Here is a 12,485-nt window from a genome sequence, read left to right as displayed (position 1 = left end):
TTCCGATTAACGCTCGCACCCTACGTATTACCGCGGCTGCTGGCACGTAGTTAGCCGGTGCTTATTCTTCCGGTACCGTCATCCCCCGGCTATATTAGAACCAAGGATTTCTTTCCGGACAAAAGTGCTTTACAACCCGAAGGCCTTCTTCACACACGCGGCATTGCTGGATCAGGCTTTCGCCCATTGTCCAAAATTCCCCACTGCTGCCTCCCGTAGGAGTCTGGGCCGTGTCTCAGTCCCAGTGTGGCTGGTCGTCCTCTCAGACCAGCTACTGATCGTCGCCTTGGTAGGCCTTTACCCCACCAACTAGCTAATCAGCCATCGGCCAACCCTATAGCGCGAGGCCCGAAGGTCCCCCGCTTTCATCCATGGATCGTATGCGGTATTAATCCGGCTTTCGCCGGGCTATCCCCCACTACAGGACATGTTCCGATGTATTACTCACCCGTTCGCCACTCGCCACCAGGTGCAAGCACCCGTGCTGCCGTTCGACTTGCATGTGTAAGGCATGCCGCCAGCGTTCAATCTGAGCCAGGATCAAACTCTTCAGTTTAAACCTGTTACTGTTTTCGGTTCTTTCGAACCGGTCGCTCACTCAAAGCTGACAGGAATATGAATCACTTCATAAACCTGACTTACTTTAGTGTGAGACTCTTGATACTTTCGCTATCTGACCCGAAGATCAGCTCGCTTCCATCAAGCGCCCACACTTATCGGCTGTTAATTTTTAAAGAGCATTTCTGCGAGAAACTTCGCGCTTCTCAGCAGCGCTGCGTTTTCAGCAGCAGAGAAGCGAGATTATGAACCGTGTTTCGCAGCTCGTCAACAACTTTTTAACCACTTCGTTGCGACTGCGGGGGTCCATCTTCCTGCGCCAGCCGTGCGCCCAACCCGCTGCACACCGCCGACTTCGCTTCCCCTCTCCCGCGCCGCGTTTCCGTTAGCGCGAAAGAGGCGTGATTCTATGCAGCTCGCTTCGATCGCGCAAGGGGTTCGATACAACTTTTTTACAAAACCCGCAATTCGGCCGTCCGGCCATGCCAGGGCACAAGACCGCTTATGGTGCAAAGAACGGACTAGAATATGAGGTTCTTCGCCTCTTTCTATATACGTCTTTAATATGCGCCAGCGAATCGCCAAACGCCTCCCCCCCGATGCCGACAAACTGGTCGGTCTGTCGCTTGCGCTCTTCGCCTCGGGTAGCCGCATCGAGGATCGCTTCTGGGAAGCGAAGCTCGACGCGCTGCTCGCCAAGATAGTCCGCAACGGCAACCAGACCACGCTCGACGCAGCCCTCGACCATCTGCAGCAGAATCATCCCGACGCCTACGGCGCGCTCGCCGACATGGCCGAGACCCACAGCGAGTCGATGGTGATCGAGCACGACGGCCAGCCGTACGATGCGCTGCTGGTCGCCGTCCCCGTTCTCGCATGGACGCGCTACATGATTCCGTCGGGCCCGCTCAAGGGCGACGTGGCCGACGCGCTGCGAACGCACCTGCAGGCTCATGTCCTTGCGAACGGCACGCTCGTCGGGCTTGCCCCGTTCCTCTACAGCATCGACCAGTTGCCGCGGCATCACGTCGAGACCTACCGTCTTGCCCAGCAGCTCGCGCATGCGGCGATCGGCCAGCACACACCCAAGCTCAGCTTCGGCGACCTGCCCGAAACCTCGCCGATCCTGGCCGACCCGCGCTTCCTGCTCGCCGTCGTCGCTGCGCCCGCCGGGGCGCCGCTGTTCCGCTGGCAGGAAGAAGAAGGCGGTAGCCGGATCGAGCGCGGTCAGTGCCTCGAACAATGGACGGCCCAAGGCGGCCCGAATCTGTCGATCGCACTGCCCGGATGCGAGTTCGAGTGCCTGCTTCCGGACGCGTACTACTCGGCCTGCCGCGACGCGGACGAACGCATTCGTCCACACACGGTGCGAACCGCCATTCGTTATCTTTTCGACACACTTGGTACGGCACCGCAGGAGCTGCGCGCGGTGGTCGCCGGCTTCGGCGAACGCCGTATCGACGAATATCGTGTCGGCTTCACTCGGCGTGCGAGCAACGACGTAATCTACGGCGTCGTGTGGCCGCTCTACGGCCGTGAAAACGGCGACGTGTCGATCGACAGCGCGACGCTCGAAGGCGAGGCGCCGATCGAAGGGCCGCTCGAGGAAATCGTGAGCCTGTTGAAGGAATGCGGTGTAACCGACGTCCGACGGCACGCGGGCCGCTTCGAACCCGAATACTGCGACGACTGCGGCGTGCCGCTTTACGCAGATCCGCTCGGCGAAATCGTCCACGCGGAAATGCCGGAAGACGCCTCACCCGCCCAGCCACACTTCCACTAACCTCTCGCAGCAGGCCCGAACGGCCTGCCCTCCCGAAGCCGCTCCCGGTTCCCGCCGGAGCGGCTTTTTTCTTGTCCTATATTCCGTCGCTCAAAATTTCAGACTTTTCCTAAGCCTTTCAGCCAAGCAGACATCGTGTAAGGTCTTTGTCATTATCGGGGCCAACGCATGCCCGACAGCAGATCAATGACCCACCCTTACGGAGGTTGAATATGCGGTTCCTGGTGCTTTACTCAGACGCCGAACGGCGTGACGGACTGAAGGCCCTGTTGCGACAGATCGACCGCCACGCCAGTATCAACGATGCACCCGACAGCTTCCAGGCGCGCCGGCTGCTGCGCACCCAGCGTTTCGACCTCGTCGCGATCGACTGGCTGGACGTCGGCCGGCTAAGCGAGCTGCAGGCACTCTGCAGCGCCTGCTCGCCGACGCCCGCGGCCGTAATGATCGACGAAGCCTCGCCGGAGGCCATCCAGCGCTTCTTCAACTATGGCGTAGCAGGCGTGATCCCGCATTCCACGCGGCCGCACCTGATCGTGCGTGCGCTCGAGATGGTGCTGCTGGGCGGACACTACATCCCGCCGATCGCGCTCCGCCTGCTGCCCTCCGCCGCCGGAGCGCGCCACGAGGCCCATTTCCAGACGCTCGCCGGATCGCTGCCCCGCCGCCCGCCGAGCGGCCTGTTGTCGCCCAGGCAAGCGCAGATCATGCGCTTCGTCCACATGGGCAGCACGAACAAGATGATTGCCCGCACGCTCGGTATCAGCGAAGGCACCGTGAAAATCCACCTTGCCAGCATCTTCCAGCAGCTTGGCGCCGTCAACCGCGCCGCCGCGGTCGCGATCTACAACGGCTGGCTGTCGCCGCACCTCGAAGTGCTGCTGGCGAATCGCAACCGCACGCGCAAGCCGGCCATCGGCGAACGCGGCACCGTTCCACTACGCACGCCACGGAACGATCATCGGTACCCGTTGCCAGCCGCGCATGCCGGCACGCAGGACCTGCCGCTCGCCGCCGAGCCGCGGGCACGGTTCCGGCGCGAGCGCTAGCAGACAGTCTCGATATTGCGACGGTCGACATGTGCGGATTCCCACCTTTGATGCTCAACGAGTAATATGAACGCATGGGTTTTCTTTTCACACCGCTTCCGCTCTGGGTTGGCATCGGTGGCTGGATCGCCGCCGTGGCCCTGCTCACGCTCGCGATCTGGAATCGCCCCTTCGTGCGCCTTCAGGACGCCACGCTCCAGCACGTGTGGCTTGCGCTCGTCACCGCAATCGCGGTCCTCTGGGCCTCGAATGCGTGGCTCGATGATGGCATCGTCATGCATCTGCTGGGCGCAACGCTGCTCGTCACGCTGTTCGACTGGACGCTCGCGCTGATTGCAATGGGCGCCGTCACGGCGGTGGCCGCGATCATCTTCGACGCGCCGTGGCAGGGCATTGGCCTGACCTATCTGATCTACGGCGCGCTGCCTGTCGCCGTGTCGGCGTTGCTGCAGCGCGCCGCGCTCGCATGGCTGCCGCACAACCTCGCGTCGTTCATCACCGGCCAGGGATTCCTGTCGCCGGCCATCGCGATCATCGCGGTCGCCGCAGCAGCAGCCGGCGTTCAGCTCGCCCTCGCGGACGGCGTGCCTGTCGTGATTCCTGCCGGCTATCTGTTGAACACTGCACTGCTCGCGCTCGGCGAAGCGTGGTTCACCGGCATGGCGACTGCGCTCATCGCCGTCTATCGCCCTGCGTGGGTCACGACCTTCGACGTCCGGCGCTATCGCCTCGGCGGCCCGCGCGCCTGAAACTCCTTCGGATCGGGGCACCGTCAGCACGTGCCGGCGGCATTTTCCGCAGCGCGGGAGAATAGGCCGTCTACTGCCGCACAACTTTTTTACGCTAAGATTGAACTCCTGTTCTCCATCGGGCATCTATACGTGCCCGATGTCTCCTTCGCTCCTCACCAATAACCAGATGGACAGCTCACCTGCCTCGCTCCGGATTCTCCGGGCGCTCGGCAAGCTGGCAGCCTGTGTCGCGGGCCTGTCGCTTGCGCTTCCGACACCGGTATTCGCCGACCTGCTCGATCAGCGCTCCGAACTGATCAACAAATTCGTCAACGAAATGCATGCCGATCCGCTCGCGGCCGATTGTGCGGCGCACGGCAGCTTCATCGCCAGCACGTCGTCGGCCTTCGATCGCGTCGACTTCGCGCCGAACGCATTCGATAGCGGCAACGCGACGATCACGCCGTGGAACGACTCGTTCGACCAGGGCAAGCAGCGCGTGAAGGTCGACAACATGGTCACGGTCGACGGACTCGGCGTCCACAGCGACGGCAGCGACCCGACGCCGCTGAAATTCCGTTGCGGCTACGTCGGCCAGCAAATGCTCGCGTTCAGCTGGAACGACCCTGTTCCGCCGCTGAAGCCGCGCGTCGAGCGCTCCACGTCCTCGACGAAGAAGTTCAAGGGCAAATCGCACCGGGGTAATGCAAAGGCGAAGGCATCGGCCCGCACCGGCAAGAAGGCCGTCGCAACGAAGAAATCAGGCGGCCAGAAGAAAGCCGTGAAGAAGAAAACCGCGAAGAAGTCCTGATACGACGGAGCGGCAACGACAGCAGCAAAAAAGCCGGGGCATCTCAGGATGCCCCGGCTTTTTTGCTGCGACGACGATACGCTTACGCGAACGTGTCGACGTGCACCAGGATCGCGGCCAGCATCGCTGCGCCAAGCGCCGCGCTGCGCTCACCGTTCCAGCCGACACGCTCGTCGGGCAGGTTCGCGTTGTCCTTGAACGGCATCTCGAGCGTCAGCGACAGGCAGCCGAACCGATGGCCGATGTACTTCGACGCGAGCTTGAGCGCGTCCTCCTTGTACTTGCTCGCCGCATAACCATACTCGGTCTGGAAGTCGGGGCTCGCGACCTTGAACGCGTCGATGAACGCGGTCTGCTCCTTGCCCTGCTGCTCGGTAAAGCTCGGCAGCATCTCCGAACCGGCGACGAACACGTATGGCAGATCCTCGTCGCCGTGAATGTCGAAGAACATGTCGCAGCCGATCGCGTGGATCGCGTCGCGCACGGCCAGCACCTCGGGGCTGCGCTCGGCATCGGGCATCATCCATTCGCGGTTCAGGTTCGCACCTGCCGCATTGGTGCGCAGGTTGCCATGCACGCTGCCATCCGGATTCATGTTCGGGACGACGTAGAACGTCGCGCGATCGTAGAGCTTGCGCGCGACCGGATCGCCGGCCCAGTCGCCCCATCCGGCCAGCCGCTTGACGAGGCCTTCGACGAACCACTCGGCCATCGTCTCGCCCGGATGCTGACGCGCGATGATCCACACTTTCTTCTTCGGCGCGCCGTCGGTTTCCGGCGTGCCGAGCGTCAGCAGCGACATCGGGCGGCCTTCGACCGTGCGGCCGAGTTCGACGACGCTCGCCTGCGGCAACTGCTGGACGGCGCCGAGAAATGCCGCGTGACGCTCTTCCGAGTACGGTTCGAAATACGCGTAGTAGATGCTGTCGAACTCCGGCGTATGGTCGATGGTCATCGTCTTGCCGTCGAACGTCGTCGGCACGCGGAACCAGTCGACCCGGTCGTAGCTCGCCACCGCGCTGTAGTTGCGCCAGCCGGACGGATAGGCGCATTCGGCGGCATTCTCGAACGTCATCACGCACCGCTCGCCGCGCGCGCCCGTCAAACGGTAGTAAAACCATTGCGCGAATTCCGAGCGGCTGTCGCCGCGCACGCGCAGCCGAATCGCAGCGGGGCTGTCGCACGACACGACGTCGATTGCGCCTGCGTCGAAATTGCTGGTGATCGAAAGGGTCATCTGTTTCTCCAGTGTCGACCTGAGTTAATGCTTCAGCACTTGCTCCGGTCCCATGCAAAGCGGTCGTCCGGAACGGGCGGTGTACCGCTTGCCCGGCCTCATGCATGCGCCGGCCATCTCGTGAACGGCCGGCATGGTCACTCGCCGACTCGCCGGCGATATACGTAAGTCGAATCGTTCGACGCAGCCGCGTCGAACGCATAGCCTTCCGTCGCGAACGCCTTCAGCGCCTTCGGCTCGGTAATACGGTTCTCGACGATAAAACGCGCCATCAGGCCGCGCGCGCGCTTCGCATGGAAGCTGATGATCTTGTAGCGGCCGCCCTTCCAGTCCTCGAACACCGGCGTGATGACAGGCGCGGCCAGCAGTTTCGGCTTGACCGACTTGAAGTATTCGGTCGACGCGCAGTTGACCAGCACGCGCGCCGAGCCGCTGCGCGTCTCGAGCTGCTCGTTCAGCGCCCGCGTGATGCGGTCGCCCCAGAACGCGTACAGATCCTTGCCGCGCGCGTTCGCGAAGCGCGTGCCCATTTCGAGCCGGTACGGCTGCAGCAGGTCGAGCGGGCGCAGCAGCCCGTACAGGCCCGACAGCACGCGCACGTGTTGCTGCGCATAGTCGAGATCGGCGGACGACAGCGATTTCGCATCGAATCCTTCGTAGACGTCGCCGTTGAACGCCAGCACGGCCTGCTTCGCATTGGCCGGTGTAAAGGTCGGCGACCAGTCCGCGTAGCGCTGGAAGTTCAGGCGCGCGAGCGGATCGGAGATATCCATCAGCGTCGCGATGTCCTGCGGCGAAAGCTTGCGCAGGCCGTCGATCAGTTCGGACGCGTCGTCGACGAATGCAGGCTTCGTGTAAGACTGGACGTGCGCGGGCGTATCGTAGTCGAGGGATTTGGCGGGAGAGAGAACGATTATCATAGAGGCTCGCTGGCACGCCGTGCCTTGCGGTCAGACGAAAACCACCGATTGTAACGAATGACCAGCTCCCTCGCCCCGCACGTCGCGCACCGCGTCGTGCTCGACTCGAACGTCTGGATCGACATCCTCGTATTCGACGACCCCGCTACGCGCCCGATCCGGGCCGCACTGGAACGCGGCGCGCTTGCCGCCGTGATCGACGGCCGCTGCCTGACCGAACTCGAGTACGTGCTCGATTATCCGCAGTTCCAGGCGCGTGCGATCGACAAGGCCGCCGCGCTCGCGACCGTCGCCCGCCTCGCGAGCCTCGTCGAGCCGCCGCCCGTCGACGCCGACGCGCCGCCGCTGCCGAAGTGCAAGGATCGCGACGACCAGAAGTTTCTCGAACTCGCCCGCGCCGCGCAGGCCGAGTGGCTCGTGTCGAAAGACCGTGCGCTGCTGAAGCTCGCGAAGCGCACTGCACGCGACTTCGGTTTCCGGATCGCGCAACCCGCGCCGTTTGCCGAAGCCTGCGCGCTCGACGCCGCACCGATCACTTCTGCCACGCCGGCCTGACGCACGCGGCGGCACCCGATTTCGACCGTATCGATGAACGCTCCTTCAGACATGCCAACGACTCCCGTTTTCCCCTCGCGCCTGCCGAACGTCGGCACGACGATCTTCACGGTCATGAGCGCGCTTGCAGCCGAAAAAGGCGCCGTGAACCTCGGCCAGGGCTTCCCGGATTTCGATTGCGATCCGCGCATCGTCGATGCGGTCGCGACCGCGATGCGCAACGGGCACAACCAGTATCCGCCGATGGCCGGCGTCGCACCGCTGCGCGACGCGATCGCCGACAAGATCGCGCACGTCTACGGCCGGCGCTACGATCCGGCCACCGAGATCACGGTGACGGCCGGCGCGACGCAGGCACTGCTGACGGCAATCCTGTGCGCGGTGCATCCGGGCGACGAAGTGATCGTCGTCGAACCGACCTATGACAGCTACCTGCCGTCGATCGAACTCGCAGGAGGCAAGCCGGTATTCGTCACGCTGGAAGCGCCCGACTACGCGATCCCGTTCGACCGTCTCGCGGCCGCGATCACGCCGAAAACGCGCATGATCCTGATCAACACGCCGCATAACCCGACGGGTACCGTGTGGCGCGAGGCGGACATGCGCAAGCTCGAGGAGATCGTACGCGGCACCAACGTGCTGATCCTGTCGGACGAGGTCTACGAGCACATGGTCTACGACGGCGCGCGCCACGAGAGCGTCGCGCGCTATCCGGAACTCGCCGCACGCAGCTTCATCGTGTCGAGCTTCGGCAAGACCTATCACGTGACGGGCTGGAAGGTCGGCTATGTCGCGGCGCCTGCCGCGCTGACCGCGGAATTCCGCAAGGTCCACCAGTTCAACGTATTCACGGTGAATACGCCGATGCAGATCGGGCTCGCCGATTACCTGCGCGACCCGGCACCGTACCTGACACTCGCCGGCTTCTACCAGAAGAAGCGCGACTTCTTCCGCGCAGGCCTCGAGCGCACGCGCTTCAAGCTGCTGCCATGCACGGGCACGTACTTCCAGTGCGTCGATTACTCGGCGATCAGCGACCTGCCCGAAGCGGAATTCTCGAAGTGGCTCACGTCGGAGATCGGCGTGGCCGCCATTCCGGTGTCGGCGTTCTATCACGAGCCGCATGAATCGGGTGTCGTGCGTTTCTGTTTCGCGAAGCAGGAAAGCACGCTCGCATCCGCACTCGAACGGCTCGTCCGACTGTAGTCCCACGCGGGCGGCCGCCCGCCGCCCGCCGGAGAATCGCGCCTACGAACGCGCGCCGCTCGTCGCGTCGACATACGCCTTGCGATCGGCTGCCACGCGCTGCGCGGCGGCACGCTCACCGACCTTCTTCGCGTGAGCCTTCCAGTCGATGCCCGCATCGAGCAGGAAGTCGTGTCCGAACACGGCCTTCGTCGCCATCCCGATCACCGGCAGATGGATCGATGCCGCGATGTCCGCGAGACTGAACGACTCGCCGAGCACATACGGCGAAAACTGCGTCATCTGCTTGAACGCATCGATCGCGCGCGGCAGGCGCTTCTCGACGTGCGCCTTCATCCCGTCGCTGACCTTGCCGCCGAAAAACGCTTCCGTATAGACCTCGCGCGCCATCCACTCGAGATACAGCTCGAGCGTCTCGACCAGCTCGCGCACCTTCGCAGCCGCGAACGGCCTCGCCGGGAAAATGGCTTTCTCGGGATAGCGCGCCGCCAGGTACTCGATGATCACCTGCGACTCGAACAGCGCGCCCTCTTCGGTCTTCAGGAACGGGATCTTGCCGAGCGGCGAATCGGCGAGCTGGGCCGGATCGCTGATCGGCAAACCGCACACCGACTCCTCGAACGGAATGTCGTGCTCGAGCAGGACGAACTTCACCTTGTTGTAATAGTTGGACAACGGAATACCGCACAGCTGTAGCATCGGAGTCTCCTTCCTTGCGGGAGCGCGGCCGCAACGATGCCGGCCGCATCGGGATTCATCGCGCTGAAAAGCACGTTCGTGCTAGTCTAAAACAGTTTCACTGTCCGTCACGACAACATTACATCTGCTGCGGCGGCAGCGCCGCCCCGTCCACGCAACGCGCGCGGCGCCGCAGCCTCGCCATCCGATGGAGACACGCTCGCATGAGTGCTGAACTGCTGGCCTCGCGTCCGCCCGAGAGCGATTCGACTCTCGTCCTCACGCTATCCAACCCCGGTGCGCGCAACGCGCTGCATCCCGACATGTACGCGGCCGGCGTCGAAGCGCTCGCCACTGCCGAACGCGACCCCGGGATTCGCGCGGTCGTGCTGACGGGGGCCGACCGCTTCTTCTGCGCAGGCGGCAACCTGAACCGGCTGCTCGACAACCGCTCGAAAGATCCGTCCTGCCAGGCCGACAGCATCGATCAGCTCGGGGCATGGGTGACGGCGATTCGAGAGTCGACGAAGCCGGTGATCGCGGCGGTCGAAGGCGCGGCGGCCGGCGCGGGCTTCTCGCTCGCGCTTGCGTGCGACCTGATCGTCGCCGCGCACGATGCGAAGTTCGTGATGTCGTACGCGCGCGTGGGCCTGACGCCCGACGGCGGCGGCTCGTGGTTCCTCGCGCGCGCGCTGCCGCGTGCGATCGCGGCCGAGATCCTGTTCGAAGGCAAGCCGGTCGCGGCCGAACGCCTGCATGCGCTCGGCGTGGTCAACCGGCTCGCCGTTCCCGGAGCAGCGCTGAACGACGCGCTTGCATGGGCAGACGCACTCGCCGGCATCTCGCCGAACGCACTCACGCGCATCAAGTCGCTCCTCGATGTTGCGACGACTCAGCCGCTAGAACCGCATCTCGGTACCGAGCGGGATCATTTCGTCGCCTCGCTGCATCACGCGGATGGGCTCGAGGGCATCACCGCCTTTCTCGAGAAACGCCAGCCCCGCTACAAGCGCTGATCCGCGTCGGCTGACGACGATCGTGCACGGCGACTACCGGCTCGACAACCGGATCTTCCGTCCGCACGAACCGTGCACGCCCGCCGTGCTCGACCGGGAACTGTCGGCACGTCGGCGACGATCTCCCGTTCGCCTGCGCGTACGCATCGGTGGGCACGTTTCCGTCGCCAGCAGCCCGCGTCGAACCATGCTCTAATGACCGCCTGTCGCGGCGCGCTGCCGGCGCCGTTTTCGCGCATGCAACCAAGGAGTTGACGATGATCGACGTCTACAGCTGGGCGACCCCGAACGGCCACAAGGTACACATCATGCTCGAGGAAACGGGCCTCGCCTACCGTGCACTTCCGGTCGATATCGGCGCAGGCGACCAGTTCAAGCCCGAGTTCCTCAAGATCAGCCCGAACAACAAGATTCCGGCGATCGTCGATCCTGACGGCCCCGGCGGCAAGCCGATCTCTCTGTTCGAATCGGGTGCGATCCTGATCTACCTCGCGGAGAAGACCGGCAAGTTCCTGCCGACCGATCCGGCCGCCCGCTATGCGACGCTCGAGTGGCTGATGTTCCAGATGGGCGGTATCGGCCCGATGCTGGGGCAGGCGCACCATTTCCGGCTGTACGCGCCGGAAAAGATCGAATACGCAGTCAACCGCTATACGAACGAAGCGAAGCGCCTGTACAACGTGATGGAAAAGCGCCTCGGCGAATCCGAATATCTCGCGGGCGACGCGTACACGATCGCGGACATTGCGGCGTTCCCGTGGACGCGCTCGTGGCAGAACCAGGGCATCGTGCTCGACGAGTTGCCGAACGTGAAGCGCTGGCACGAGGCAATCGCCGCGCGACCGGCCGTGCAGCGCGGCGTCGAAGTACTCGCGTCGATGCGCAAGGCGCTGCAGGACGACAAGGCACGCGAGGTGCTGTTCGGCGCGACGCAATACGCGAAGCACTGACCCGTGCGTGACGGGCGGAGCGGCATCCGTGCCTGCCGCCCCGCGCGTCAGAAGTAATGCCGCGTGATGAATTCCGCCGCGCAAACAAGCAACGGAGCGTCGGGACGCTCGGCCTGGATCGACACCGACCATGTCACCTGCACGCCGCCCCGCGCGACCTCGGCGGTTTCCTTCACCGCGAACAGCGCGCGCACGCGCACACCGACCGGCACCGGCTTCAGGAACCGCACGCGGTTCAGTCCGTAGTTCACGCCCATCTTCTGCTCGAAGCGCATCGCATCGGTCATCAACGCGGGAATCAGCGACAGCGTCAGGAACCCGTGCGCGATCGGCCCGCCGAACGGCGACTCGCGCCGCGCGCGTTCGGGATCGACGTGAATCCATTGATGATCGCCGGTCGCGTCGGCGAAACCGTCGACGCGATGCTGGTCGATCGCGACCCAGCCGCTCGCGAGCGGCTCCACGCCGACACGTGCCTGTAACGCCTGCGCCGACGCGATCAACGGCAATGTCACGTCGGTCATGCGTTCGTGCCTCGCGGATCGCGCAACCCGAAAATCACCTTGCTATGCACGGTGATCACCGTCTCGCCGCTACCGTTGATGCCGATCCACTCCGTCGACACGATGCCGCGATCGGGCTTGCTCTCCGAGACGCGCTTGTCGTGGATCTTCTGGTGCATCGTGATCGTGTCGCCGGCGCGCACCGGCTTGAGCCAGCGGATCGAGTCGATGCCGGGCGAGCCCATGCTGGTCGAGTCCGGCCCGAGCTTCTTGATGAGCAGGCTCATGAACACCGAGCACGTGTGCCAGCCGCTCGCGACCAGTCCGCCGAACGGCGACGCCTTCGCGGCCTCCTCGTCGAGGTGGAACGGCTGCGGGTCGTAGCGCTGCGCGAACGCCTTGATGTCGTCGGGCTCGAACGTGTAGCTGCCCACTTCGATGGTGCTGCCGACCACCAGATCTTCGTAACTGATACCCACTGTGTGCCC

13 protein-coding genes and 1 rRNA gene are annotated in these 12,485 nt (G+C 64.0%); 8 read left to right on the top strand and 6 right to left on the bottom strand.

What is annotated here, in order from left to right; translation table 11 throughout:
- Nucleotides 1-556, bottom strand: a 16S ribosomal RNA gene (locus tag ACPUER_RS11280); the annotation flags it as partial.
- 567 nt (nucleotides 557-1,123) lie between these two features.
- On the opposite strand from ACPUER_RS11280, the gene ACPUER_RS11275 reads away from it, so the two are divergent.
- From ACPUER_RS11275 to ACPUER_RS11260, 4 genes are all read left to right on the top strand, one after another.
- Nucleotides 1,124-2,341, top strand: a complete 1,218-nt coding sequence (locus tag ACPUER_RS11275; protein WP_072440672.1) for a DUF2863 family protein — start codon at nucleotides 1,124-1,126, stop codon at nucleotides 2,339-2,341.
- Between the two features lie 212 nt (nucleotides 2,342-2,553).
- The gene (locus ACPUER_RS11270) at nucleotides 2,554-3,390 is read left to right on the top strand and encodes a response regulator transcription factor (RefSeq protein ID WP_175962909.1); all 837 of its coding nucleotides are present in this window, start codon (nucleotides 2,554-2,556) and stop codon (nucleotides 3,388-3,390) included.
- A 74-nt stretch (nucleotides 3,391-3,464) separates the two neighbouring features.
- Nucleotides 3,465-4,139: an energy-coupling factor ABC transporter permease gene (locus ACPUER_RS11265; RefSeq protein ID WP_310138523.1), complete on the top strand. Its 675-nt coding sequence runs from the start codon at nucleotides 3,465-3,467 to the stop codon at nucleotides 4,137-4,139.
- A gap of 139 nt (nucleotides 4,140-4,278) precedes the next feature.
- Complete coding sequence (locus ACPUER_RS11260) at nucleotides 4,279-4,932, top strand: BspC domain-containing protein (protein WP_425131095.1); 654 nt, start codon at nucleotides 4,279-4,281, stop codon at nucleotides 4,930-4,932.
- A gap of 82 nt (nucleotides 4,933-5,014) precedes the next feature.
- On the opposite strand, the gene ACPUER_RS11255 is transcribed toward ACPUER_RS11260, so the two are convergent.
- Nucleotides 5,015-6,169, bottom strand: a complete 1,155-nt coding sequence (locus ACPUER_RS11255) for a M14 family metallopeptidase (protein WP_425131094.1) — start codon at nucleotides 6,167-6,169, stop codon at nucleotides 5,015-5,017.
- A 137-nt stretch (nucleotides 6,170-6,306) separates the two neighbouring features.
- On the bottom strand, nucleotides 6,307-7,089 hold the full coding sequence (gene yaaA, locus ACPUER_RS11250; protein ID WP_105393868.1) for a peroxide stress protein YaaA: 783 nt from the start codon (nucleotides 7,087-7,089) through the stop codon (nucleotides 6,307-6,309).
- Between the two features lie 57 nt (nucleotides 7,090-7,146).
- On the opposite strand from yaaA, the gene ACPUER_RS11245 reads away from it, so the two are divergent.
- Together ACPUER_RS11245 and ACPUER_RS11240 are read left to right on the top strand one after the other, a co-directional pair.
- On the top strand, nucleotides 7,147-7,644 hold the full coding sequence (locus tag ACPUER_RS11245; RefSeq protein ID WP_175962905.1) for a putative toxin-antitoxin system toxin component, PIN family: 498 nt from the start codon (nucleotides 7,147-7,149) through the stop codon (nucleotides 7,642-7,644).
- Between the two features lie 33 nt (nucleotides 7,645-7,677).
- On the top strand, nucleotides 7,678-8,850 hold the full coding sequence (locus ACPUER_RS11240; protein WP_347065354.1) for a pyridoxal phosphate-dependent aminotransferase: 1,173 nt from the start codon (nucleotides 7,678-7,680) through the stop codon (nucleotides 8,848-8,850).
- A gap of 42 nt (nucleotides 8,851-8,892) precedes the next feature.
- Here ACPUER_RS11240 and ACPUER_RS11235 read toward each other — a convergent pair whose 3' ends face one another.
- On the bottom strand, nucleotides 8,893-9,549 hold the full coding sequence (locus ACPUER_RS11235; protein WP_425131093.1) for a glutathione S-transferase: 657 nt from the start codon (nucleotides 9,547-9,549) through the stop codon (nucleotides 8,893-8,895).
- Between the two features lie 203 nt (nucleotides 9,550-9,752).
- Between ACPUER_RS11235 and ACPUER_RS11230 the strand changes: the two genes are divergently transcribed.
- Nucleotides 9,753-10,544 (top strand): oxepin-CoA hydrolase, alternative type, encoded by a 792-nt coding sequence (locus ACPUER_RS11230; RefSeq protein WP_072440682.1) that lies wholly within the window; start codon nucleotides 9,753-9,755, stop codon nucleotides 10,542-10,544.
- 257 nt (nucleotides 10,545-10,801) lie between these two features.
- Nucleotides 10,802-11,494, top strand: a complete 693-nt coding sequence (locus tag ACPUER_RS11225; RefSeq protein WP_425131092.1) for a glutathione binding-like protein — start codon at nucleotides 10,802-10,804, stop codon at nucleotides 11,492-11,494.
- A 47-nt stretch (nucleotides 11,495-11,541) separates the two neighbouring features.
- Here the strand turns inward: ACPUER_RS11225 and ACPUER_RS11220 are convergent, their stop codons facing one another.
- Both ACPUER_RS11220 and ACPUER_RS11215 read right to left on the bottom strand, forming a co-directional pair.
- Nucleotides 11,542-12,018: a MaoC family dehydratase gene (locus tag ACPUER_RS11220; RefSeq protein ID WP_425131091.1), complete on the bottom strand. Its 477-nt coding sequence runs from the start codon at nucleotides 12,016-12,018 to the stop codon at nucleotides 11,542-11,544.
- Nucleotides 12,015-12,476: a MaoC family dehydratase gene (locus tag ACPUER_RS11215; RefSeq protein ID WP_034184920.1), complete on the bottom strand. Its 462-nt coding sequence runs from the start codon at nucleotides 12,474-12,476 to the stop codon at nucleotides 12,015-12,017. The genes ACPUER_RS11220 and ACPUER_RS11215 overlap by 4 nt, the downstream gene beginning before the upstream one ends.
- Nucleotides 12,477-12,485: the final 9 nt, after the last annotated feature.

The organism is Burkholderia sp. DN3021 (genome assembly GCF_049805555.1).
Classification (GTDB): domain Bacteria; phylum Pseudomonadota; class Gammaproteobacteria; order Burkholderiales; family Burkholderiaceae; genus Burkholderia; species Burkholderia pyrrocinia_C.
This window is presented reverse-complemented; position numbering and strand designations above follow the sequence as displayed.

Excerpts from the sequence above, each read along its gene's own strand:
- ACPUER_RS11220 (WP_425131091.1), bottom strand. The coding sequence starts at position 12,018 with ATGACCGACGTGACATTGCCGTTGATCGCGTCGGCGCAGGCGTTACAG.
- yaaA (WP_105393868.1), bottom strand. The coding sequence starts at position 7,089 with ATGATAATCGTTCTCTCTCCCGCCAAATCCCTCGACTACGATACGCCC.
- ACPUER_RS11255 (WP_425131094.1), bottom strand. The coding sequence starts at position 6,169 with ATGACCCTTTCGATCACCAGCAATTTCGACGCAGGCGCAATCGACGTC.
- ACPUER_RS11245 (WP_175962905.1), top strand. The coding sequence starts at position 7,147 with ATGACCAGCTCCCTCGCCCCGCACGTCGCGCACCGCGTCGTGCTCGAC.
- ACPUER_RS11270 (WP_175962909.1), top strand. The coding sequence starts at position 2,554 with ATGCGGTTCCTGGTGCTTTACTCAGACGCCGAACGGCGTGACGGACTG.
- ACPUER_RS11240 (WP_347065354.1), top strand. The coding sequence starts at position 7,678 with ATGAACGCTCCTTCAGACATGCCAACGACTCCCGTTTTCCCCTCGCGC.
- ACPUER_RS11265 (WP_310138523.1), top strand. The coding sequence starts at position 3,465 with ATGGGTTTTCTTTTCACACCGCTTCCGCTCTGGGTTGGCATCGGTGGC.
- ACPUER_RS11225 (WP_425131092.1), top strand. The coding sequence starts at position 10,802 with ATGATCGACGTCTACAGCTGGGCGACCCCGAACGGCCACAAGGTACAC.
- ACPUER_RS11230 (WP_072440682.1), top strand. The coding sequence starts at position 9,753 with ATGAGTGCTGAACTGCTGGCCTCGCGTCCGCCCGAGAGCGATTCGACT.
- ACPUER_RS11275 (WP_072440672.1), top strand. The coding sequence starts at position 1,124 with ATGCGCCAGCGAATCGCCAAACGCCTCCCCCCCGATGCCGACAAACTG.
- ACPUER_RS11235 (WP_425131093.1), bottom strand. The coding sequence starts at position 9,549 with ATGCTACAGCTGTGCGGTATTCCGTTGTCCAACTATTACAACAAGGTG.
- ACPUER_RS11260 (WP_425131095.1), top strand. The coding sequence starts at position 4,279 with ATGTCTCCTTCGCTCCTCACCAATAACCAGATGGACAGCTCACCTGCC.